Origin of the sequence: Streptomyces sp. NPDC051105 (assembly GCF_040682795.1) — a bacterium.
Classification (GTDB): Bacteria; Actinomycetota; Actinomycetes; order Streptomycetales; family Streptomycetaceae; genus Streptomyces.
This window is the reverse complement of the sequence record NZ_JBFBBR010000031.1, coordinates 15,367-37,832: the sequence shown is the minus strand read 5'-3', so window position 1 is coordinate 37,832 and position 22,466 is coordinate 15,367. Positions and strand designations below refer to the sequence as shown.

Here is a 22,466-nt window from a genome sequence, read left to right as displayed (position 1 = left end):
GCCCCCGGGACATGCCCCCCGGGACATGCCCCCGGGACGCCGTGGCGCTACGGCGTCAGCACGATCCGGCCGAACACCTCCCCGGCGGCCATCTTCCGGTGCGCCAGTACGGCCTCGGCCAACGGCAGCGACTCGTGCACCACCGTCTCCAGTTCCCCGCGGCCCGCGGCCGCGAACTGTCCGGTCCTGACCGTGCGCCGGTCGGCCGCGGGCACGGTGTCGGCGCTGAAGGTCGCGAACGACAGGGACCTGCGGAACGCCGCGACCATGCTCATGCCGAAGTCGGCCGGTGGCGGTCCGGCGACCATGCCGACGGCCACCAGACGGCCGTTCGGACGGAGCCTGCCGAAGAACGACGGCAGGTCCGCACCGGCCACGATGTCGATGATCACGTCATAGCCGGCCGGTGAGTCCCCGCCGCCCTCTCCCGAGCGGTCCAGCACATGGGTCGCGCCGAGCCCGCGCAGCCGTTCGCCGCGATCGGCCGACGACGTCGTCACCGCGACCGCCGTGGCACCGCCCCGGGCCGCGAGCTGGACCGCCGCGATCCCGATGCTCCCGGCCCCGCCCCGCACCAGCACCGACTCGCCGGCCCGGAAACGGGCATGGCCGAGCGCGAAGTGGGCCACCACTCCGGAACTCCCGAGGGTCACCGCGTCGGCGGCGGACAGGTCCGCGGGGAGGGCGAGGACCTCCTCGACCGGGGCGACTGCCTGTTCCACGTAGCCGCCGCCGGTGCCCGTGAACGCCCAGACCCGCCGGCCGAGCCACGCCGTGTCGACGCCCTCGCCGACGGCGCTCACCGTTCCCGCCACCTCGCTGCCGGGAACATGGCCCTCGCGGAAGCCGTAGCCCGCGAGCGCACCGCTGCGGATCAGGGTGTCGGCGCCGCCGACCCCGATCGCCTCGGTGTCGATCACCACCTGCCCGCCGGCGGGAACCGGCGCCGGGAGATCGACGACCGCCAGGCCCTCGGGGCCGCCGAACCTCCGGATCGTCACTGCTTTCACGTGGGCCTCCTGCGTACGGGATCGAGCGGGACCCTGGAGGTGTCCGCTGCTCACGGACGCTAAGGGTCGCCCTGGCCCGGCCTGGCTAATGTGAGAGCGGTGACCGACCGTTTGTCTCACTCACCGCGTTCCGACGCCCGGGACCCGCTGCGCTCCGACGCCCGGGAATCGCTGCGTTCCGACGCCCGGGACAACCGCGCACGCGTGCTCGACGCGGCCCGCGCGCTCTTCGCCACCGAGGGGCTGAACGTGCCGATGCGCACGATCGCCCGGCGCGCCGGGGTCGGCCCCGCCACCCTGTACCGCCGGTTCCCGACCAAGCAGACCCTGGTCACCGAGGTCTTCCGGGACCAGGCGCGGGCCTGTCACGCCATCGTCGACGAGGGGCTGGCCGATCCGGATCCGTGGCACGGCTTCCGGCTCGTGATCGAGAAGGTCTGCGAACTGCACGCGCACGACCGCGGGTTCACCGAGGCCTTCAGGTCGGCCTTCCCCGACGCGATGGACTTCGCCGCGGACCGCGCGGCCACCCTGAGGTCGGTCGCGCGGCTGGCCGACCGCGCCAAGGGCACCGGACGGCTGCGCCCCGACTTCGTCCTGGACGACCTGGTCCTCATGCTCATGGCCCAGCGGGGCATCCGCACCGCGTCGCCGGCCGGCCGGGTCACGGCCTCCCGGCGCTTCGCCACGCTGGTGATCCAGGCCTTCCAGGACCCGCCGGCCGCCACGCCCGCACAGCCGGCGACGAAACCGTGACACGACCGCCATGGCAGGCGCACCGGACCGGCCGCACAATCGGGGAGAGCGAAGACCGCTGAGACACGGGGGAGCTGGCGGGCATGGAACTGGAACTGGGCTACGACCTGCTGGGCAGCAGACTCCGCACCATCGGGGACGTCCCGCTCACCTACGGCCGGTGGGGCGGCAGGCCCCACGCGCTCGGACCGCATCCGCTGGAGTACGACATGCTCGGCAGCCGGCTGCGGTGGATCGGCGACATCGAGATCGGGTACGGCCGCCTCGGCAGCGTCCCGAGGACGTTCGGGACCTGGGACGTCGACTGCGCCGCCTGGTCCGGGATCCCGCGCCGCATCGGGCCATACCCGGTGGAACACCCCAGGTTCGGCGGCCGGGCGAGGACGATCGGCCCGCTCGCCCTGTCGTACGACGCCCTGGGCACCCGCCCCCGCCGCATCACCCTGCCCAAGGACCTGCCCACCCTCCCCGACGACCTCCTCCGGGTCCTCTTCCTGGTCCTGCACCTGCAGGCCGAACGCAACAAGAGTTCGTCCGCGGCCTCTTAGACGGGCGAAGGCCCGCCGGACGGATCCGGCGGGCCTTCGAGGTGATGACAGCTCAGACGGCGGCCGCGTACTTCGGGTTGTCGCCGTACTGGTTCTGCTCCGCCTTGCCCTCGGAGGCGAGCCAGACCAGCAGGATGATCCAGCCGACCAGCGGGATGATGCCGACCAGGATCGCCCAGCCCGAACGGCCGGTGTCGTGCAGCCGGCGAACCGAGACGCCCAGGCCGGGCAGGAAGACCGCCAGGCTGTAGATCGCGCCGAGGGCGGCGAACCCGATGACCCGCCCCACGACCGCCAGCACGATGCTGATGATCAGGTTGAACAGGAAGAACATCCAGTATTCCTGCCGGCGCGCACGGCCGCTGAACACCGCGTACTTCTTCAGTACGTCCACGTACCAGTTCATTGCTCGTCCCCCAAGGACCCAAGAAAGGTTCAAGATTTGGCTGGTGTCAGCAAATCAAGCCGTGGTGGCCGGTTCCATCCATATTGGCGTGTGCGGGACAACCGTTACCGTGTCGCCGCCGTTCGGTGATCAAGGGTGGCCGATCGCATCCGCGCGGCACGCGATAGCGTCCCTATGACCATGGACATGCAGAAACAGCCGCAGCCGCAGCCGCAGCCGCAGTCGCAGCCGCAGACGCATTCGCAGGCGCAGCACCCCGAAGGGTGTCTCGTCGTCGCGATCAGGATCCCGGTCCGCGTCTTCGTGTTCCTGGTGGTCCTGCCGATACGGCTGCTCTGGGACGCCCTCGCCGCCGTCGCACGGTTCCTGTGGCGGTACCTCGTCGTCCCCGTCGCGCGATTCCTCTGGCGGTACGTCCTCGCCCCCGCCGGCCGCGCCGTCGCCTGGCTCCTGCACGTCCTCCTCGTCGTCCCGCTGACCTGGCTTTACCGCTACCTGCTCACCCCTCTCGGCCACGCCCTCGCATGGCTCTACGCGCGCGTGCTCACCCCGATCGGCCACGCGGTGCTCTGGGTCCTCACGCCCGTCGCCAAAGCCGTCGCCTGGGTGTTCGAGCAGCTCGCCACCGCCCTGTACTGGATCGCGCGCGTGCTCCTCGTGCTGCCCGTCGTCGCCCTGTGGCGCTGGATCCTCACCCCCGTCGGGCATGTCCTCGGCATCGTCCTCAGGGAGCTCCGGGACGCCCTCGGCCACGCCTGGCGGGCCGCCGGACACGTCGCACGCGCCGTCGGACGGGTTCTCGGGACCCTCTTCCGGTGGATCTTCGTGGAGCCGGTGCGCTGGCTCTACCGAACCGTCCTCACCCCGGTCGGACACGTCGTACGCGACCTCGTGCTGCGCCCTGCCGCCCAGGTCGCACGGGCCGTCGGACGTGCCGTCCGGCAGGCCCGCGCCGACCTGCGCCGCGCCCTGTTCGGCGAGCCGGCCCGGCCGCCGGCCGTGGACCGGCGGGAACCCGTCGGCCGCGACACACGTACTCTTGATGGATAGCAGTACACGGCAGCACGGCCTCCGAGGCACGGCTGCTCTCACCAGGAACACGAAGGACTGACGACACTGGGCAAGCGACAGCCCGAAGGCCCGCCGCCCGCACCGGCGGTGCAGCGCATCCGACTGCGCTACACCAAGCGCGGCCGCCTCCGGTTCACCAGCCACCGAGACTTCCAGCGCGCCTTCGAGCGTGCGCTGCGCCGCGCCGAGGTGCCGATGGCCTACTCGGCGGGTTTCACCCCGCACCCGAAGGTGTCGTACGCCAATGCCGCACCCACCGGCACCGGCAGCGAGGCCGAGTACCTGGAGATCGCGCTCACCGCGGTCCGCGACCCGGAGCGACTGCGCGTGCTCCTCGACGAGTCCCTGCCCACCGGGCTCGACATCGTCGACGCGGTCGAGGCCCGCACGTCCGGACTGGCCGACCGGCTCACTGCCTCCGTGTGGGAGCTGCGACTGGCCGGTCAGGACCCGGAACAGGCCGCACAGGCCGTCGCCGCGTTCAACGCGGCCGACGCCGTCGAGGTCCAGCGCATGACCAAGAACGGCGTACGGACCTTCGACGCCCGCCCCGCGGTCGTACATCTTGAAACGCACAATGAAACGGCTGATAGGCCGAGCGACCAGCCCTGTGCGATACTGCGGCTGGTTGTTCGGCACGTGACGCCTGCCGTACGACCCGACGACGTCCTGTCCGGTCTCCGCGCCGTGGCCGACCTGGCGCCGCCGGTCCCCGCAGCGGTGACCAGGCTGGCGCAGGGGCTGCTCGATGAAGAGACCGGCACGGTGACCGACCCGCTCGCGCCCGACCGCGAGGCAGTACAGGCCCTCTCGAAGGCCGAACCCGCTGCCGCCGCGACAGCGCCGGCGTAAGGAAGGTCCCGCGAAGGACGGACGTCGTACGCGCAGCCCTCGTACTCGGGAGCCACCTGGGTCGGGCAGCGCACCGACCAGAAGACTTTCGCCAGGCCGTCCGCGACAAGGCGTACGGAACCGGCGAGACAGGACACAGAGAGCTCCTGTGCGGCGCCCGCGCCCCACACGGCGGCACCGCGCATCGCGCGAGCCGCGGACGTCACCGGCGGTCGCTCGAAGCGAACGCCGCCGGACCAGGCGCGGCGCCCGGGAGCCTGACGGGAGAACCGCCCGCATGCTCGAACCGACCGAGCCCATCGAGGGCTCCGAACCGAACACCCCGAGCGACACCCTGCCGCCGCGCAGGCGTCGCCGTGCCGCGTCCCGCCCCGCGGGACCGCCTGCCGCGACCGCGGCGGGCGAGGCCGTGGCCGAGATCACCACGCCGGCCATACCGGCCGCCGAGTCGTTCCCCTCCGAGCCCGCAGAGGCTGACGAGGAGACGGCTGCCGACGAGCGGGAAGAGACCCCTGTGGCCTCCGAGGCGGCCGAGACCGCCGAGGAAGCCGCGCCCGTCGCGCGTACCCGCCGCCGGGCCACCCGCCGGGCGTCGGCACCCGCCGGCTCCCCGACCGGAGCCGAGGCCGTCGAGACGGCCGAGACCGTCCTTCCCGCGACCGCCACCGAGCCCGCTGAGGCCACGCCCGCGGCCGAGACCGTCGGGACCGCCGTCCAGAGCGACGAGGAGGCCGCGCCGCGCCGGACGCGCCGGCGTGCCACGCGTCGCGTCTCCGCGCCCACCGAGGCGGCCGAGGCGACCCCGGTGAAGGAAGAGGCCGTCGAGGCCGCTGCGGCCGCCGAGGCTGCTCCGGTCACCGAGGCCGGCGAGGCAGCCGAGGCCGGCGAAGAGACCGTGCCCGCGCCGCGTACCCGCCGCCGGGCGACCCGCCGGGCGTCCGCGCCCACCGGTGCCCCGGCGATCGCCGAGCCCGCAGAGACCACCGCAGCCGTCGAGGCTGTCGACGAGTCCGTATCCGCCGCCGGGACCGCGGAGGCCGTCGAGACCGCCGAGGGCACCCCCGCCCCCGAGGCGGAGCCCGGCGAGCCCGCGCCGCGTACCCGCCGCCGCGCGACCCGCCGGGCCGCCGCGCCCGAGACGGCCGCCGAGGCACCCGCCGCGGCCCAGCCGCAGGCCGTCGAGGCCCCGGCCGTCACCTCCACCACCGAGGCCCCCGCCGTCGAGGAACCGGGGACCGAGTCCCCGCGGCGCCGGCGCCGTGTCGCACGGCAGGCCGCCATCGGGTTCTCCGAGCCCGCCGCCGCGGCCACGACCGCCGGGCCCGCCGCCGCGGCCGCGACCGCCCAGGACGAGTCGCAGCGCCGTCCCGCCCGGCCCGCTGTCGCCGTGTTCCAGGCGCCCGTGTTCACCGAGCCGAAGTTCCAGACCCCGGAGCGGGCCGCCGCCGAAGCGGCCGCCGAGGCCGTCGGCGTGGAGGAGCCCGAGGAGCTCGCCCCGTACCAGCCGGAGCCGGCCCAGCCTGCCGAGCAGACCGAGCAGGCCGAGCAGGCCGAAACCGGTTCGCGCCGCCGTCGCCGGCGCCGGGGCGCCCCCGAGGAGACCCCGGTCGCCCGGCCCGCCGCCGAGGACGAGACCGAGGAGCCGGAGGAGCCGGCCGAGGACGTCGAGGACGCCGCCGACGGTGAGGACGAGGCCGAGGAGGCCGGTTCCCGCCGCCGTCGCCGTCGCGGTGGCCGTCGCCGCCGCCGTGGTGACGCCGGTGACGGCGAGGGCGGCGACGCGGACGGCGACGAGCTGGCCGCCGAGCAGGCCGATGAGGACGCCGCGGACACCGCCGAGCAGGACGAAGAGGACGACGAGGACGCCCACGACGAGGCCGGCGGCTCCTCCTCCAGCAGCCGTCGCCGCCGTCGCCGCCGGCGTCGCGCCGGGGACACCCCCGCCGACAGCGAGCCCGGCGAGAACGACCCGGAGCGCACGGTCGTCAAGGTCCGCGAGCCCCGCAAGCAGTCCGAGCCGTCCGACGAGGTGCAGTCCATCAAGGGCTCGACCCGTCTGGAGGCCAAGAAGCAGCGCCGCCGGGAAGGCCGCGAGCAGGGCCGCCGACGCGTCCCGATCATCACCGAGGCCGAGTTCCTCGCCCGCCGCGAGGCCGTCGAGCGCGTGATGGTGGTACGCCAGTACGGCGACCGCACCCAGATCGGCGTCCTGGAGGACGGCGTGCTCGTCGAGCACTACGTCAACAAGGAGCAGGCCACCTCGTACGTCGGCAACGTCTACCTGGGCAAGGTCCAGAACGTGCTGCCCTCGATGGAGGCCGCCTTCATCGACATCGGCAAGGGCCGCAACGCCGTGCTCTACGCCGGTGAGGTCAACTTCGAGGCGCTCGGCATGGCCAACGGGCCGCGCCGTATCGAGGCCGCCCTCAAGTCCGGCCAGTCCGTGCTCGTCCAGGTGACGAAGGACCCGATCGGCCACAAGGGCGCCCGTCTGACCAGCCAGGTCTCCCTCCCGGGCCGCTACCTCGTGTACGTCCCCGAGGGCTCGATGACCGGCATCAGCCGCAAGCTGCCCGACACCGAGCGGGCCCGGCTGAAGACCATCCTTAAGAAGATCGTCCCCGAGGACGCGGGCGTCATCGTGCGCACCGCCGCCGAGGGCGCGAGCGAGGACGAGCTGCGCCGCGACGTCGAACGGCTCCAGTCGCAGTGGGAGGAGATCCAGAAGAAGTCGAAGAACGGCGGCAGCTCGAACGCACCGACGCTGCTGTACGGCGAGCCGGACATGACCGTCCGGGTCGTCCGCGACATCTTCAACGAGGACTTCTCCAAGGTCGTCGTCAGCGGTGACGAGGCCTGGGAGACCGTCCACGGCTACGTCTCGCACGTCGCCCCCGACCTCGCGGGTCGGCTGTCGAGGTGGACCTCCGAGGTCGACGTCTTCGCCACCTACCGGATCGACGAGCAGCTCGCCAAGGCCCTGGACCGCAAGGTCTGGCTGCCCAGCGGCGGTTCGCTGGTGATCGACCGGACCGAGGCGATGGTCGTCATCGACGTCAACACCGGCAAGTTCACCGGCCAGGGCGGCAACCTGGAGGAGACGGTCACCAGGAACAACCTGGAGGCGGCCGAGGAGATCGTCCGCCAGCTGCGGCTGCGCGACCTCGGCGGCATCATCGTCATCGACTTCATCGACATGGTCCTGGAGTCCAACCGGGACCTGGTGCTGCGCCGCCTGCTCGAATGCCTCGGGCGGGACCGTACGAAGCACCAGGTGGCCGAGGTGACCTCGCTGGGGCTCGTCCAGATGACCCGCAAGCGCGTCGGGCAGGGCCTGCTGGAGTCCTTCTCCGAGACCTGCGTGCACTGCAACGGCCGTGGCGTCATCGTCCACATGGAGCAGCCCAGCTCCGGCGGCGCCGGCGGCGGCAAGCGCAAGAAGCGCGGGCGCGGCGGCGACGGGCACGAGCACGACCACGACGTGCACGAGACGCATGAGACGCATGAGACGCACGAGGTCGCGGCCGACGGGGCCATGGAGCACGCCGAGGCCGTCCACGCGGTCGAGACGGCGGCGGAGGTCGCGGCCGAGGCCGCCACGCCCGTCGCGCTGCCTGCCCCCGACTTCACGCCGGACGAGGAGCTGTACAGCAGCGTCGCCGAGGCGGAGGCCGCGGCCGGCCGCGGCCGTAGCCGCCGCCGGACGGGCCGCCGGGCGTCGGCTCCGGCCGGTGCGCCCAGGGAGCGCGCGGGCCGCAACCGGGGCGCGGAGGCCGAGACGCCGACCGCCCAGGCCGTACCGGCCGCCGTGGAGGCGGAGCGTGAGGTGCTGCCGGAGCCGGCCGCCGAGGCGCATGCCGAGCCGGTCGCCGTGGAGGACCCGGTCGTCCAGGCCCCCGAGGCGCCGGAGGCCCCGGCCGCCGAGGAGGCCGTGTCCAAGGGCCGTACCCGTCGCCGGGCCACCCGGAAGGTGTCGGCGCCCGCCGGTTCTCCGGCAGGCTCCGAGACGGCCGTGGTGACCGTCGTCGCCGAGACCGCCCCGGCGGCCGAAGCGGTGGTGGAGCCGGTGGTGGAGCCGGTGGCCGAACCGGCTGCGGAGCCCGAGGCGGCCGCGCCCGCCGAGAGCGCCGCCCCGGCCCGTCCGCGCCGCCGCGCGGTGCGCAAGGCCACCGCGCCGACCGCGTCGGAGGAGGCGGCCGTCGTGGTCGTACCGTCGACGGAGGCCGCCGAGCAGGCGGAGGCTCCCGCTGGCGGGGCGCCGGTCGCGGCCGAGGCCGCCGAGGAAGGCGTCGAGGGGGGCGTCGAGGAGGCCGCTCCGGCCAAGAAGACGGCCCGTAAGACGGCTGCCAAGAAGACGGCCGCGAAGAAGACGGCCGCCAAGAAGACCGCGGCCAAGAAGACGGTGGCGAAGAAGACGACGGCCAAGAAGGCGGCCAAGACCGCCAAGACGGCCGCCGCCAAGTCGACGGCGAAGAAGACCACCACGGTCACCACCGCCTCCGACGAGGGCTGACGCCCGGGCGCGGGACCGGTCCGAGTGGCCGGTCCCGTAACCCGTGGGGCCTGCCGTGGCCGGTCCCGTAACCCGTGGGGCCTGCCGAGGGTGGCCGGTCCCGTAATCCGTGGGGCCTGCCGAGGGTGGCCGGTCCCGTAATCCGTGGGGCCTGCCGAGGGTGGCCGGTGCCGCACTCCGTGGGGTCTGTTCCGAGTGACCGGCCCCACACTCCCGGGGCCCGGTTTGACCCCCTCGGCCACCGCCCCGTAACCTTGACCGTCGGCGTGTCCATGGATATGAGGACGTGCCACATCCCCGTAAACCTCTTCCTCCGGAGCACACGGTGTTCCGGAGAGGCCGTCCGCGTGCCGGGCGGCTGGACTGCGGGGGTGCCGGTTCCGAGCGAGAGAGTGAGATCCGCGTGTACGCCATCGTGCGCAGCGGTGGTCGCCAGCACAAGGTTGCTGTCGGCGACATCGTTGAGGTTGACAAGATTTCCACTGCCAAGGTTGGCGACACGGTCGAGCTCTCGACCCTGCTCGTTGTCGACGGCGAGGCCGTGACCAGCGACCCGTGGGTGCTGGCCGGAATCAAGGTCCAGGCCGAGGTCGTGGACCACCACAAGGGCCAGAAGATCGACATTCTGCGCTACAAGAACAAGACCGGTTACCGCCGTCGCCAGGGCCACCGCCAGCAGTACACGGCGATCAAGGTCACTGAGATCCCCGCGGCTGCGAAGTAAGGGACTGAGGAGAGATGGCACACAAGAAGGGCGCATCGTCCACCCGTAACGGTCGTGACTCCAACGCTCAGCGCCTCGGCGTGAAGCGCTTCGGCGGTCAGGTCGTCAACGCGGGCGAGATCCTGGTCCGCCAGCGCGGCACCCACTTCCACCCCGGTGCCGGCGTCGGCCGCGGCGGCGACGACACGCTGTTCGCGCTGCAGCCCGGTGCGGTGGAGTTCGGCACCCACCGTGGCCGCAAGGTCGTGAACATCGTTCCGGTCGCCTGAGTCCTGGTCCTCTGACTGGACGGCTCAGACCGAACGTTTCGCGAGGCGGACCTCACTTCCCGATCGGGAAGGCGGGTCCGCCTTTCGCGTGTTGACATAGGTATCACCCCGTAAGTAACTGGAGGCACCCCACCATGACCACCTTCGTGGACCGCGTCGAGCTGCACGTCGCCGCGGGTAACGGAGGCCACGGCTGTGCCTCCGTACACCGGGAGAAGTTCAAGCCGCTCGGCGGCCCCGACGGCGGCAACGGCGGCCGCGGCGGCGACGTCATCCTGACCGTCGACCAGTCCGTGACGACCCTCCTCGACTACCACCACTCCCCGCACCGCAAGGCCACCAACGGCAAGCCCGGTGAGGGCGGCAACCGGGCCGGCAAGGACGGCCAGGACCTCGTCCTGCCGGTGCCCGACGGCACCGTGGTACTGGACGGGGCGGGCAACGTCCTCGCCGACCTCGTCGGCCACGGCACCTCCTACATCGCCGCCCAGGGCGGCCGCGGCGGCCTCGGCAACGCGGCCCTCGCCAGCGCCCGCCGCAAGGCACCCGGCTTCGCCCTGCTCGGCGTGCCCGGCGACCTCCGGGACATCGTCCTGGAGCTGAAGACCGTCGCCGACGTGGCCCTGGTCGGCTACCCCAGCGCCGGCAAGTCCTCGCTGATCTCGGTGCTGTCGGCCGCCAAGCCGAAGATCGCCGACTACCCGTTCACCACCCTCGTCCCCAACCTCGGTGTGGTGACGGCCGGTTCGACCGTCTACACCATCGCCGACGTCCCCGGACTCATCCCCGGCGCCAGCCAGGGCAAGGGCCTCGGCCTGGAGTTCCTGCGGCACGTCGAGCGGTGCAGCGTCCTCGTGCACGTCCTGGACACCGCCACCCTGGAGTCCGACCGCGACCCCGTCTCCGACCTCGACGTCATCGAGGAGGAGCTCAAGCAGTACGGCGGGCTCGACAACCGGCCCCGGATCGTCGTCCTCAACAAGACCGACATCCCCGACGGCAGGGACCTCGCCGAACTGGTCCGCCCCGACCTGGAGGCCCGCGGCTACCGCGTCTTCGAGGTGTCGGCGGTCGCCCACCTCGGCCTGCGTGAGCTGTCGTTCGCGCTCGGCGACCTGATCGCCCAGGCCCGCGCCGCCAAGCCCAAGGAGGAGGCGACCCGGATCGTCATCCGGCCCAAGGCCGTGGACGACGCCGGCTTCACCGTCACCCAGGAGGACGACGGCCTCTTCCGGGTGCGCGGCGAGAAGCCCGAACGCTGGGTCCGGCAGACCGACTTCAACAACGACGAGGCCGTCGGCTACCTCGCCGACCGCCTCAACCGCCTCGGTGTGGAGCAGGAACTGATGAAGGCGGGCGCCCGCAGCGGCGACGGCGTCGCCATCGGCCCCGAGGACAACGCCGTCGTCTTCGACTGGGAGCCGTCCATGATGTCCGGCGCCGAGATGCTCGGCCGCCGCGGCGAGGACCACCGCTTCGAGGAACAGCGCCCCGCCGTGCAGCGCCGCCGCGACCGCGAGGCGGAGCGCGACGAGTCGCTGCGCGAGTACGGCGACTTCGACCCCTTCGAGGAGTGACGGGGGAGGGGGCGAGGGCCCGGATGGCCGGCCCTGGGTGGCTGGGGAAGCTCAGCCCGTCACGGCCGGCCTGAGTACCTCCTCGCACCCTGCCGGAACGTCGTCGGCGTCGTCGACTCGGCGGCGCGCGGCTCGGCGTGGTCCAGGCCCCTGTTCTTCGCCTCGAACATGTCGACCAGCCCCTGTGCCATGCCCCCGCTCATCCCGAAGCCGGTCATGCGCTCCTTGACCGCCGCACCGGTGATCTGCCGGTAGCCGACCTCGGTGCCGAGCGTCTCGGAGACGATCCGGGCCATGCCGTTCGGCGACAGATCCTCGGGACCGAGGCAGGCGACCTCGCCGGACCTCGTCCAGGTGCCGTCGAGCAGCAGGCTGGGCCTGCGCACCTTCCCGATCCCGCTCGACCTGGCACCCCTCGACTTCGGCATGGCCCGGCACCCGCGCAACTCGGCCGCACCGGGCCACCGCCGGTTCCGCGACCGGCAGGCGGCGGGGGTCACGGCTTCGACGTAGGCCGGTTCGCGCCCTGGGCGACGCGGCCGCTGAGCCGCCCTCGGATCCGGGGCCCCCGTGGTCTGTTCCTCTGACGCCGGGATCGCCCGTTGTCTGCCCAGTTGTCATGTGCACGAATGCTCTCGTTCAGCGCACGGACCGTCCGACCGTGGGAGTTTCCGAAGGTCAGACCGTTCAAGAGGCCACCGTGGCAAGGGAGTCCGCGCATGACCGGAGCACCATCGCCCGACCGACGCCGCTTTCTGACCGCCGGTGCCGCCGTCCTCACAGCCGCCGCATCCGCCCAGCTCTGGCTGCCCGCCTCCGCACAGGCGGCCGAAACCCCGCTGCCCGACGGCGTGTTCAGCCTCGGTATCGCCTCCGGCGACCCGCTCCCCGACGGCATCGTGCTCTGGACCCGGCTCGCCCCCGACCCCCTCCACGGCGGCGGCATGCCCGACACCGTCGTCCCCGTCGCCTGGGAGATCGCCGAGGACGAGCGCTTCCGCAAGACCGTCCGCCGGGGCACCGCCCACGCCCGGCCCGAGTACGGGCACAGCGTTCACGTGGATGTACGAGGACTGCGCCACGACCGCTCCTACTGGTACCGCTTCCGCGCCGGCGGCCGGATCTCCCCGACGGGCCGCACCCGCACCGCGCCCCACCCGCACGCCAGGGGCGGCTCCCTGCGCGTGGCCCTGGCCTCCTGCCAGAACTGGCAGCACGGCTACTTCACCCCGTACGCCGACATGCTCGCCCAGGACCCCGACGTCGTCCTCTTCGTCGGCGACTACATCTACGAGTCCACGCCGTCCTCGGCCGGCCCGCGCCGCCACGAGGGGACCGGAGAGCCGTACACCCTGGCGCAGTACCGCAACCGCTACGCCCAGTACCGCAGCGATCCCGACCTCGCCGCGATGCACGCGAACGCGCCCTGGGTGGTCACCTTCGACGACCACGAGGTCGACAACGACTGGGCCGGCCAGGTCCCGCAGGACCCCGACAAGCAGTCCCACGACGCGTTCGCCGCCCGGCTGACCGCCGCCTTCCAGGCCTACTACGAGCACATGCCGGTCCGGGCCACCGCGATCCCCGACGGAACGCACATCCAGATGTACCGCCGCCTGGAATTCGGCCGGCTGGCCCGGCTCAACGTCCTCGACACCCGGCAGTTCCGCAGCGACCAGGTCACCGGCCAGGCGGCCGCCGAGGACCCTTCCCTCACCATGCTCGGTGCCGAGCAGAAGCGGTGGCTCCTCGACGGACTGCACCGCTCACCGGCCCGCTGGAACCTGATCGCCTCGCAGATCATGATGGCCGAGACCGACATCCTGCCCGGCGACGGAAAACTCTGGTACTACGACGCCTGGGACGGCTACCAGGTCGAACGCAACGCCCTGCTGGACGAGTTCGCCTCGATCCGCAATCCCGTCGTACTCAGCGGCGACCGGCACCTCACGATGATCAGCGACCTGAAGAAGGACTTCGCCGACCCGTCCTCCGACGTGGTCGGCGCCGAGTTCGTCGGCACCTCCATCTCCAGCAACGGCGACCAGGACCAGGCCGCCTTCCACGCCCAGTTCGACCCGCTGAAGCCCGACAACCCGCACTGGAAGGTCATCGACGCCCACCGCGGCTACCACCTCTTCGACATCCGCCGCGACGGCATCGACGCGCGCGTGCGGGTCGTCGACACCGTCGTCAAGCCGCAGGCCACGGCGAGCACCTTCGCGACCCTGCGCGTCGAGGCGGACGAACCCGGCGTACAGGTCGTGTGACGAGCGAACCGGGCGCCCGGGAAGCCAAGTCTGTGTAACAGGAGCCTGGGACTCATCTGTGTCCCAGGCTTCTCTCAGGTGAACCTAAGGTAAACGTCTTACCTTCCGTTAACCATGGAGACGGACTGTACGAGAAGCGAAGCCCCGGTGGACAACGCCCCCATAGGCCCTACCAGCCCCACCGGACCCCTTGCCGCCCTGCCCGCCGGCACCCGGCTGCTGCACATCGGCCCGCACAAAACCGGCACCACGGCCATCCAGGGCGCCCTCTTCGCCGCGAAGGACAAGCTGCCCGAGCACGGCGTGGAGTTCCCGGCGACCAGTCGGCACCCCATGGAAGCCGCCCTCGCCGCCTGCGCGCGGCCCGCGATGATCGGCGACGCCGCGCCCACCGAGAAGCACTGGACACGGCTGCTCAAGCAGGTCGAGGCCACCGGATCCCGGACCTCGGTGGTCAGCAGCGAGTTCTTCGCCGACGCCCCGGACGACGAGACCGTCGCCCGCATCGTCGAGCAGCTCGGCGGCGACCGCGTCCACGTCCTCGTCACCCTGCGCCCGATCGCCCGGATCATGCCCTCGCAGTGGCAGCAGTACGTGCAGAACGGGCTGCGCATGGGGTACGAGGAGTGGCTGGAGCACATGCTCCGCAAGGCCCCCTACGAGAAGCCCAACCCCAGCTTCTGGCGCCGGCACCGGCACGACCGGCTCGTCGAACGCTGGATCCGAGCGGTCGGCGCCGACCGGATCACCGTCGTCGTCGTCGACGACCGGGACCGCGACAGCCTGATGCGCACCTTCGAAGCGCTGCTCGGACTGCCCGAAAACCTCCTGCGGCCCGTCCCGGACGCGGCGAACCGCTCCCTCACCCTCGCCGAGACCGAAATGCTGCGAAAGCTCAACGTGGAATTCCGCGGCAATGGACTGCCCGACGAGCTCTATTCCAAGCTCGTCCGCAACGGCGCCGTCATGCATATGAAGAACTCGTGCAGCCCCACCGCCGAGGACGTGAAGATTTCCACCCCCGACTGGGCCGTCGAGGCCGCCGGCCGTATCGGCGCCGAGATGGTGGAACGCATCGGCGCCATGGGCGTCCGCGTCATCGGCGACCCGTCCCTGCTCTCCGCCCTGCCCGAGCAGCGCGGACCGGCCGCCGGACCGGCCGCCGCCGGGGCCCGCATCGCGCCGGAGGTCGCGGCCCAGGCCCTCTACGGCGCGCTCGCCGCGGCGGCCGCGGCACCGGTGCGGCACACCGCCGAGGCGAAGGCCCGCACGGTGCACCAGACGTCGTCGAAGGAACTCGTACGGGTACTGGGGCACCGATGCCTGAAGAGGTTGCGACGGCGCTGAGCGTGGGTGCTGAGCGTGGGTGCTGAGCGTGGGTGCTGAGCAGGGGTGCTGCGTGCGGACGGCTTAGCCGTGCTAAGCCGTCCGTGCAGCACGGCTTAGTTCTGCTGAGCCGTCCGTGCGGACGGCTCAGCACTGCCGAGGCGGTGCCATGTGTCACGCACAGCAACCGGAATGCCCTGTGTAGTTACTCACAGCAAATTCATGGAACTTCCCCGGACGTCCGATCGGCGACACCCATCACCAGCGATGCAAGGTGAATGAAAGGTTGCGGGCACATATGCAGCGGGCGGCACTCACCTTGCACTGCGGTTACCGGAAGTGGGACCATTTCCTGGTTCCCTGATGCCCCAAGGTAGGTCACCTGTGTCCCAGCACATAGCCAAGCCCCGAACCACCGCAGTCATCCTGGCCGGTGGCACCGGCCAGCGGGTGGGTCTGTCGATCCCCAAGCAGCTGCTGAAGATCGCCGGCAAGGCAGTCATCGAGCACACCCTGACCACCTTCGAGAACGCCGACTCGATCGACGACATCATCGTGCTGATGGCGCCGGGCTACGTGGCGGACGTCGAGAAGATCGTCGCCAAGGCCGGATTGACCAAGGTCAAGAAGATCATCGAAGGCGGCAACACGCGGAACGAGACCACCGAGCGCGCCATCGAGGCGCTCGGCGAGGGCCTGGCCGACGGCGAGGACCTCAACGTCCTCTTCCACGACGCCGTACGCCCCCTGCTGTCGCGGCGCGTCATTGACGACTGCGTGACCGCCCTGGAGCGCTACCAGGCCGTCGACGTCGCCATCCCGTCCGCCGACACCATCATCGTCACGCGGACCCACGGCGAGGACGGCGAGTTCATCACCGAGATCCCGGACCGCTCCCGGCTGCGCCGCGGCCAGACCCCGCAGGCGTTCAAGCTGTCCACGATCAAGCGGGCCTACGAAGTCGCCGACGGCGACCCCAACTTCCAGGCCACCGACGACTGCTCCGTCGTCCTCAAGTACCTGCCGGACGTCCCGATCCACGTCGTCGCGGGCGACGAGTACAACATGAAGGTCACCCAGCCCGTCGACGTCTTCATCGCCGACAAGCTCTTCCAGCTCGGCTCCACGGCCGCGCCCGAGCAGAAGGACGAGGACGCCTACCGCGAACTGCTCACCGGCAAGACCGCGGTGATCTTCGGCGGTTCCTACGGCATCGGCAAGGACATCGCCGAACTCGCCGAGTCCTACGGCGCGAACGTCTACGCGCTGGGCCGCTCCACCACCGGCACCCACGTGGAGAACCCGGAGGAGGTCGACGACGCGCTCTCCAAGGCGTACGCCGAGACCGGCCGCATCGACTACGTCGTCAACACCGCGGGCGTGCTGCGCATCGGCAAGCTCGCCGAGACCGACAACGCCACGATCGAGGAAGCGCTGAAGGTCAACTACCTGGCCCCGGTGCAGATCGCCCGCTCCAGCTACAAGTACCTCGCCGAGACCAACGGCCAGCTGCTGCTCTACACCTCCAGCAGCTACACCCGCGGCCGCGCCGAATACAGCCTCTACTCCTCGACCAAGGCCGCCATGGTGAACCTCACCCAGGCCCTGTCCGACGAGTGGGCCGGTGACGGCATCCGCGTCAACTGCGTCAACCCCGAGCGCACCGCCACCCCGATGCGCACCAAGGCGTTCGGCCAGGAACCGGCGGGCTCGCTGCTCTCCTCCGAGGCCGTCGCCCGCACCTCCCTCGACGTGCTGCTGTCCGAACTCACCGGCCATGTCATCGACGTCCGCCAGCAGGACCCGACGGCCTCCGCAGGCCTGGCCACCGGCTTCGAGCAGGCGCTGGCCAGTGTCCTGGACCGACAGGCCGGCGTGGCATAATCGGCCTTCATTAGTCATCTGTAATTCAGGCCTCTGTGGCTGCGCGTTCGCGGAGCAACCACAGAGGCCTGAACCGTAACAATTCCCGATCGACAACCTCCCAGATCGTCCGCAAGGTCAAATTCCGGCCTTTTTGTCAGCAAAAGGTTCTCCGTGATATCCACCGCTATTCGCGTCGCCCGGGTGGGCAGCGCGGCCGAGCTGGCCGCGGCGGCACTCATGATGCTGGGCTTCCCCGTGCTCATGATCGCCGCGCTCGTCCCGAGCGTTTACGCCTTCGCGGCCGCGGCCGCCGTCACGTACCTGGCGGACCACTACCTGCACCGCAAGGGCAGTTACCTCATCAACCGCCTGAGCAAGGTCCGGGCCGGCCTGTCGATCCGCTTCCTGATCCGGCAGCTGCTGCTGATCCTGCTGCTGGCCCGGATGTCCCTGTCGAACGACCTGATCTTCTACGGCGCCATCGCCTGCTTCATCGCCTTCTACGGCCTGCAGGCCCCGCACGGCGCGCTGGTCACCCTGATCCGCAACCGCCGCCGGATGCCGGTCGCCACCCGCAACGTCGACCTGAAGTCCCGCATCCGCATCCCGGACGCCCCGCCGCGCGGCCTGCTCGACCGCTCCGCCGAGAAGATGCTCCATCTCGACCTCGCGGCCGTCGTAGGTCTGCTCGTCTCGGCGATGACCGACAACGCCGTCGCGGGCTTCGTCGGCATCGGGATCACCCTCGCCCTGGGCTGCGGATACGTACTGGTGCTGATGCCGTACGTGCGCGGCCGCAAGACCCCGCCGAACGCGGACACCGTGCTGGCCGCCGTCGACGACTGGCTGGGCCACTACAAGCCCGAGACCGTGCTCTACTTCTCCGGCTCCAAGGACTCCGCCTACCAGGTCAACATGTGGCTGGAGACCATGGAACAGCTGGACTCCCGCCCGCTGGTCCTGCTGCGCGAACGGGTCATCCTGCAAAACCTCGCCCCCACCACCGCCCCCGTCATCTGCGTGCCCGGCGGTGTGCACCTGATGAACCTGGACCTCTCCACGGTCCGTGTCGCCCTCTACGCGGCCAACGTCGGCAAGAACATCCACCTGCTGCGCGTCCCCACCATGAAGCACGTCTTCATCGGCCACGGCGACAGCGACAAGCTGGCCAGCGTCAACCCCTTCAGCAAGGTCTACGACGAGGTGTGGACCGCCGGCCGCGCGGGCCGTGACCGCTACGCCATCGCCGACGTCGGTGTCCGCGACGACGACATCGTCGAGGTCGGCCGCCCGCAGCTGGCCCCCATCCAGACCCGGCCGGACGTCCCCGCCACCGAGGGACGCTGCCCCACCGTCCTCTACGCGCCCACCTGGGAGGGCTGGGACGGCAACCCCGGCAACACCTCCCTCGTGCTCGCCGGCGAGAACATCGTGAAGAAGCTGGTCACGGCCGACCCGCCGGTCCGCGTCCTCTACAAGCCGCACCCCTTCACCGGCACCGTCAGCGCCGAGGCCGGCGCCGCCCACCGGCGCGTCCTCGCCCTCGTCGCGGAAGCCGCCGCCCAGCGGGCCGCCGACCCCCGTTTCACCGCCGACACGGCCGCCCAGACCGCGGCGCGGGCCGAGCTGATCCGTATCGAGACCCGCCTGGCCGAGCTGACCGGCACCGGCGGCGAGAAGCGCGACGAAGCCGAGGCCAGCCGCGACGACGTCGTCGACCTGAAGAAGCACGAGGAGATCGCCCAGCTGCGCGCCGAATGGAACGACGCCCACTGGCGTTCCTTCCCCGACCACGAGCACCGGGTCGTCATCGGCGCCGAACCACGCCTGTACGACTGCTTCAACGTCTCCGACGCGATGGTCTCCGACATCTCCAGCGTCGTCTCCGACTTCATCGCCAGCGGCAAGCCGTACGCCGTCACCGACTCCGCCGAAGTCGGCGTGGAGGAGTTCAAGCGGGCGAACACCGCCGTACGCGCCGCCGTGATCCTCTCCAACAGCGCCAAGGAACTGGACGCCCTGCTGGACGCCGTACGCGATCCCTCGGCCGATCCGCTGGCCGGGGACCGGGACGAGCTCAAGCAGTATCTGCTGGGACCGGACGAGCCGACCTCCATCGAGCAGTTCAACGCCGCCGTCGCCGCGCTCGCCCGCAAGGCCGACATCCGCAACCTGGGCCAGGAGGCCCGCATCGCGGCCGGTGACCCCGAGGCGGCCGAACTCGCCGAGGTGCTGCCCGGAGACCCGCTGAAGGCCGCCGGCGAGGCCGAGGGCACCATCGCCGGCTGACCGCTCGCACCACGACGCCGAGGGGGCGCGGTACCGGGAAACTCCGCCGGGACCGAGCCCCCTCGGCGTGCCCCCGAGCCCGACTTCTTACCTCTGCTTAGCCGTCCACTCCGCTTCTTCTTACCGATGCTTCGCAGTTTTCGGTGAGCAGCTCTTACCGGACGTCCGTACTGTCCGACGTAACCCGCTGTACACCGCACGGCTTGCTACTAGTCACGTGACATGCGCCACTGAAAGTGCACTCCAAGGCAACCGGCTGGGCCGACCGGCCATCTAACACGTTGCGATCGAGGTGACGCAGGGGGAACGCACCATTGACTAGGGGGAAAACGTGACCGTCGTTGCGCAGCCTGATGTGACTGTGATCATCGGGGCGTACGAAGCGATGCCGTATCTCGTCGAATGCCTGGCCTCCGTGGAGCGCCAGACCCTCGACCCGGCACGCATGGAGGTCATCGCCATCGACGACGGGTCTACCGACGGCACGGGGGAGTACCTGGAGGAGTTCGCGGACCGTGCGGCCATGCCGGTCACCGTGATCCGCCAGGAGAACTCGGGCGGCCCCAGCGGCCCCCGCAACGTCGGCCTCGCCAAGGCCGCAGGCCGCTATGTGTTCTTCCTGGACGCCGACGACCGGCTCGGCCCCGAGGCCCTCGCCCGCATGGTCGCCATGGCCGACAAGAACAACACGGACGTCGTCCTCGGCAAGGTCGAGGGGATCAACCGCACGGCGCCGCGGTCCATGTGGGGCCGGACGCTCGACCGCACCGACGTCTTCTCGTCCAACATCAAGTTCACGCTCAGCGCGCAGAAACTGTTCCGCCGCGCACTTCTCGAACAGCACGGCATGCGTTTCGACGAGTCCCTGTGGACCGGCGAGGACGCGCTGTTCACCATGGAGGCCTACCTGCGCGCCGACGGCGTCTCCGTGATCGCCGACTACCCCTGCTACTACCTGGTCGGCCGCGAGGACGGCAAACACGTCACCAAGAGCGGCAGTTACACCCTCCGCTTCGACTCCGCACGCGCCCTGATGAACCTGATCGCCGACATGGTCCCCGCCGGAGCGCGTCGCGACACGCTCATGGTCCGGCCGTTCCTGGTCACCCTGCTCCCGCAGTTCGGTCCCAAGTTCCTCAAGGACAGCGACGAAGTGCGCCGGAAGAAGCTGGAGCTGGCCAGGCCGCTGATGGACGCCCACTGGAATCCGGAGATCGCCCGCCGCCTCAAGGTCCACGAACGACTGCGACTCCACCTGGTCGCCGTACAGCGCCCCGACCTCCTCCTGGACGTCGTCGAGTTCGTACACGCCAAGAAACAGGCCGGGGCCCTCCTGGAGAAGCGCGGCACCCGCGTCTACTTCGCCTATCCGCACTTCCGCTCCAGGACGGCAGGCGTTCCCGACTGGATCTACCTCGCCGAAGCCCGCGAGGCCCGCGCCATCGGGGGCTACCGGGAGGACGCGGCCAACACCTTCCTGCGGCGCGCTCTGCGCAGGCTCCGCAGGTCGCTGCCGGCACGCGAAGTCAAAGCGGCGGCAGCCTGACCGGGCGCCCGGTCAGGCCGCCGGCCTACTGGCCCGTCCCCAGCGCCCGCCGGATCGGCTTGCCCACGGCCCGCCGGGCCCGTCGGTAGACCGAGGGCGGCGGCACGACGACCGCCGCCGCCTTGGCACGGGACCCCGCGCGCGCCAGTTCCTTCCGCAGCTTGACATTGTCCAGCGACAGTTCGTCGATACGGCTGTGCAGCCAGCCGAACCGCGAGCTGAGCGAGGTGAGATCCGCCTCGTTCCAGGGGCGGATGCCCGCCGGGAACGCCAGCGCGCGCATCCGCTCCTCGAAGGCCGCACCGCCGTCGCCGTGCGTGAAGGTGTTCTCCAGACCGTTCCGGTCGAGGAACCCGGTGAACCGCTCGAAGCGCTCCCGGTGGCCGCCGACCAGCCCGCCGAAGTCCGCCTCCGCGTACAGCTTCGCCGGGTCCGCCGAATCGGGATCCTCGGCCGCCTGGTCCAGCAGCAGGTGCGGGATCTCGAAGTAACGGCACAGCTCCAGCGTCCGCGAGTCACCGCACAGCACGGTGGCCGGCGTGCCGGCGAGCAGCGCCGCGATGTTGCCGTGGATGCGCGAACCGAAGGAGAAGTCGAAAGACCGCAGATCGTCGATCCAGGTGACCGGGTCGATGTAGACCCGCACCTTGTCCTCAAGGAACATCGGATGGTCCGGGTGGGTCGGCATCGCGGTCACCGCGGCGTTCGGGTCCGACAGGTCCCGCCAGTGCAACTGCCGCGCGTCACTGAGGTTCTGGCCGACGAACCGCAGATGCGGGTAACGCTCGTGGGTGCGCGTGATGATCCGGTCCAGGCCCTGCGTGCGCACCGCGCTGTGCGAGCCGTTGATCGCGATCCGCGAATCCGGCGTCAACTCCAGCGCCTTCTTGTGCACCGGAAGTTGGTCGCCGTACAGGAACAGCGAAGGACAGCCGATGATCTCGACGTCCTTGAAGCCCATGCTTCTCAGGTACTGCTCGGTGAACTCGCCCCGCACGCCGATCGACGCGCTGCGCTCCAGCACCGCCGCGCAGAACTCCCGCACGGTCGGCTCGATGCGCTTCAGCCGGTCCGGGTTGTAGCCGACTCCGGTCTGCGCACCGACGCCGAGCACGACAACCGGGATTTTCAGCTTCGAGACCAGCCGGGTCATCCGCTTCAACGCGCTCTCGAAGGACGGCCGGAAGGCGTTGGCGAGCGGGATGACGAAGGCGTCGTACTCCTCGTTGATCCGTGCGGCGGCGGCGACGTCGGAGGGCATGCCGTTCGACACGACCTCGGTGCCCGGAGTCTCGAGAATCTTGTGCGCGGCATCGCTGAAGATCAGGTTGCCGGAGTTGGTGGCTATGACGTCCCGGTGCAGGGCCTCCTCGACGCTGACGGCGTCGTAAGGACTCTTGCCCGATCTGAGGAGGATGCGCTTCACGCTGCGAACTTTAGATG

General features: G+C 71.0%; 17 protein-coding genes and 1 pseudogene. 14 read left to right on the top strand and 4 right to left on the bottom strand.

Annotated elements, in window-relative coordinates; all coding sequences use genetic code 11:
• Positions 1-47: 47 nt before the first annotated feature.
• Entirely contained in the window at positions 48-1,010 is a 963-nt protein-coding gene (locus AB0N16_RS40540; protein WP_365805846.1) for a zinc-dependent alcohol dehydrogenase family protein, read from the bottom strand.
• Positions 1,011-1,181: 171 nt separating this feature from the next.
• Here AB0N16_RS40540 and AB0N16_RS40535 point away from each other — a divergent pair, with 171 nt between their 5' ends.
• Both AB0N16_RS40535 and AB0N16_RS40530 read left to right on the top strand, forming a co-directional pair.
• Positions 1,182-1,766: a helix-turn-helix domain-containing protein gene (locus AB0N16_RS40535; protein ID WP_365805855.1), complete on the top strand. Its 585-nt coding sequence runs from the start codon at positions 1,182-1,184 to the stop codon at positions 1,764-1,766.
• Positions 1,767-1,849: 83 nt separating this feature from the next.
• On the top strand, positions 1,850-2,314 hold the full coding sequence (locus AB0N16_RS40530; RefSeq protein ID WP_365805845.1) for a hypothetical protein: 465 nt from the start codon (positions 1,850-1,852) through the stop codon (positions 2,312-2,314).
• 52 nt (positions 2,315-2,366) lie between these two features.
• Here the strand turns inward: AB0N16_RS40530 and AB0N16_RS40525 are convergent, their stop codons facing one another.
• Positions 2,367-2,720 carry a DUF805 domain-containing protein gene (locus tag AB0N16_RS40525; RefSeq protein ID WP_365805844.1) on the bottom strand — a complete coding sequence of 118 codons (354 nt, stop codon included), beginning with the start codon at positions 2,718-2,720 and terminating at the stop codon, positions 2,367-2,369.
• A 180-nt stretch (positions 2,721-2,900) separates the two neighbouring features.
• On the opposite strand from AB0N16_RS40525, the gene AB0N16_RS40520 reads away from it, so the two are divergent.
• The 6 genes from AB0N16_RS40520 (at position 2,901) to obgE (ending at position 11,726) form a co-directional block, all read left to right on the top strand.
• Positions 2,901-3,770, top strand: a complete 870-nt coding sequence (locus tag AB0N16_RS40520) for a hypothetical protein (protein WP_365805843.1) — start codon at positions 2,901-2,903, stop codon at positions 3,768-3,770.
• A 108-nt stretch (positions 3,771-3,878) separates the two neighbouring features.
• Entirely contained in the window at positions 3,879-4,643 is a 765-nt protein-coding gene (locus tag AB0N16_RS40515; RefSeq protein WP_365805842.1) for a TIGR03936 family radical SAM-associated protein, read from the top strand.
• 277 nt (positions 4,644-4,920) lie between these two features.
• A complete protein-coding gene (locus tag AB0N16_RS40510) occupies positions 4,921-9,156 on the top strand; it encodes an Rne/Rng family ribonuclease (RefSeq protein WP_365805841.1) in 4,236 nt (1,411 codons plus the stop codon).
• A gap of 403 nt (positions 9,157-9,559) precedes the next feature.
• Entirely contained in the window at positions 9,560-9,880 is a 321-nt protein-coding gene (gene rplU, locus AB0N16_RS40505; RefSeq protein WP_030217740.1) for a 50S ribosomal protein L21, read from the top strand.
• A 14-nt stretch (positions 9,881-9,894) separates the two neighbouring features.
• Positions 9,895-10,149: a 50S ribosomal protein L27 gene (gene rpmA, locus AB0N16_RS40500; RefSeq protein ID WP_020940020.1), complete on the top strand. Its 255-nt coding sequence runs from the start codon at positions 9,895-9,897 to the stop codon at positions 10,147-10,149.
• Between the two features lie 134 nt (positions 10,150-10,283).
• Positions 10,284-11,726, top strand: coding sequence for a GTPase ObgE (obgE, locus tag AB0N16_RS40495; RefSeq protein ID WP_365805840.1), 1,443 nt, complete (start codon positions 10,284-10,286; stop codon positions 11,724-11,726).
• Positions 11,727-11,785: 59 nt separating this feature from the next.
• Here the strand turns inward: obgE and AB0N16_RS40490 are convergent, their stop codons facing one another.
• Positions 11,786-12,154 (bottom strand): hypothetical protein, encoded by a 369-nt coding sequence (locus AB0N16_RS40490; RefSeq protein ID WP_365805856.1) that lies wholly within the window; start codon positions 12,152-12,154, stop codon positions 11,786-11,788.
• Between AB0N16_RS40490 and AB0N16_RS40485 the strand changes: the two are divergent.
• The 6 genes and pseudogenes from AB0N16_RS40485 to AB0N16_RS40460 form a co-directional block, all read left to right on the top strand.
• Positions 12,099-12,239, top strand: a pseudogene (locus AB0N16_RS40485) (LysR family transcriptional regulator); the annotation flags it as partial. The gene AB0N16_RS40490 and the pseudogene AB0N16_RS40485 overlap by 56 nt on opposite strands.
• Before the next feature lie 206 nt (positions 12,240-12,445).
• Entirely contained in the window at positions 12,446-13,996 is a 1,551-nt protein-coding gene (locus tag AB0N16_RS40480) for an alkaline phosphatase D family protein (RefSeq protein WP_365805839.1), read from the top strand.
• Between the two features lie 114 nt (positions 13,997-14,110).
• The gene (locus AB0N16_RS40475) at positions 14,111-15,343 is read left to right on the top strand and encodes a hypothetical protein (protein WP_365805838.1); all 1,233 of its coding nucleotides are present in this window, start codon (positions 14,111-14,113) and stop codon (positions 15,341-15,343) included.
• Between the two features lie 363 nt (positions 15,344-15,706).
• Entirely contained in the window at positions 15,707-17,206 is a 1,500-nt protein-coding gene (locus AB0N16_RS40470) for a bifunctional cytidylyltransferase/SDR family oxidoreductase (protein ID WP_365805837.1), read from the top strand.
• 183 nt (positions 17,207-17,389) lie between these two features.
• Positions 17,390-19,477 carry a hypothetical protein gene (locus AB0N16_RS40465; protein WP_365805854.1) on the top strand — a complete coding sequence of 696 codons (2,088 nt, stop codon included), beginning with the start codon at positions 17,390-17,392 and terminating at the stop codon, positions 19,475-19,477.
• 331 nt (positions 19,478-19,808) lie between these two features.
• On the top strand, positions 19,809-21,023 hold the full coding sequence (locus tag AB0N16_RS40460; RefSeq protein ID WP_365805836.1) for a glycosyltransferase family 2 protein: 1,215 nt from the start codon (positions 19,809-19,811) through the stop codon (positions 21,021-21,023).
• Between the two features lie 25 nt (positions 21,024-21,048).
• On the opposite strand, the gene AB0N16_RS40455 is transcribed toward AB0N16_RS40460, so the two are convergent.
• Positions 21,049-22,449 carry a polysaccharide pyruvyl transferase family protein gene (locus AB0N16_RS40455; protein ID WP_365805835.1) on the bottom strand — a complete coding sequence of 467 codons (1,401 nt, stop codon included), beginning with the start codon at positions 22,447-22,449 and terminating at the stop codon, positions 21,049-21,051.
• Between the last annotated feature and the right edge of the window lie 17 nt (positions 22,450-22,466).

Coding starts and splice junctions, on each gene's coding strand:
- AB0N16_RS40530 (WP_365805845.1), top strand. CDS start 1,850: ATGGAACTGGAACTGGGCTACGACCTGCTGGGCAGCAGACTCCGCACC.
- AB0N16_RS40525 (WP_365805844.1), bottom strand. CDS start 2,720: ATGAACTGGTACGTGGACGTACTGAAGAAGTACGCGGTGTTCAGCGGC.
- AB0N16_RS40520 (WP_365805843.1), top strand. CDS start 2,901: ATGGACATGCAGAAACAGCCGCAGCCGCAGCCGCAGCCGCAGTCGCAG.
- AB0N16_RS40510 (WP_365805841.1), top strand. CDS start 4,921: ATGCTCGAACCGACCGAGCCCATCGAGGGCTCCGAACCGAACACCCCG.
- rpmA (WP_020940020.1), top strand. CDS start 9,895: ATGGCACACAAGAAGGGCGCATCGTCCACCCGTAACGGTCGTGACTCC.
- obgE (WP_365805840.1), top strand. CDS start 10,284: ATGACCACCTTCGTGGACCGCGTCGAGCTGCACGTCGCCGCGGGTAAC.
- AB0N16_RS40490 (WP_365805856.1), bottom strand. CDS start 12,154: ATGCCGAAGTCGAGGGGTGCCAGGTCGAGCGGGATCGGGAAGGTGCGC.
- AB0N16_RS40480 (WP_365805839.1), top strand. CDS start 12,446: ATGACCGGAGCACCATCGCCCGACCGACGCCGCTTTCTGACCGCCGGT.
- AB0N16_RS40475 (WP_365805838.1), top strand. CDS start 14,111: ATGGAGACGGACTGTACGAGAAGCGAAGCCCCGGTGGACAACGCCCCC.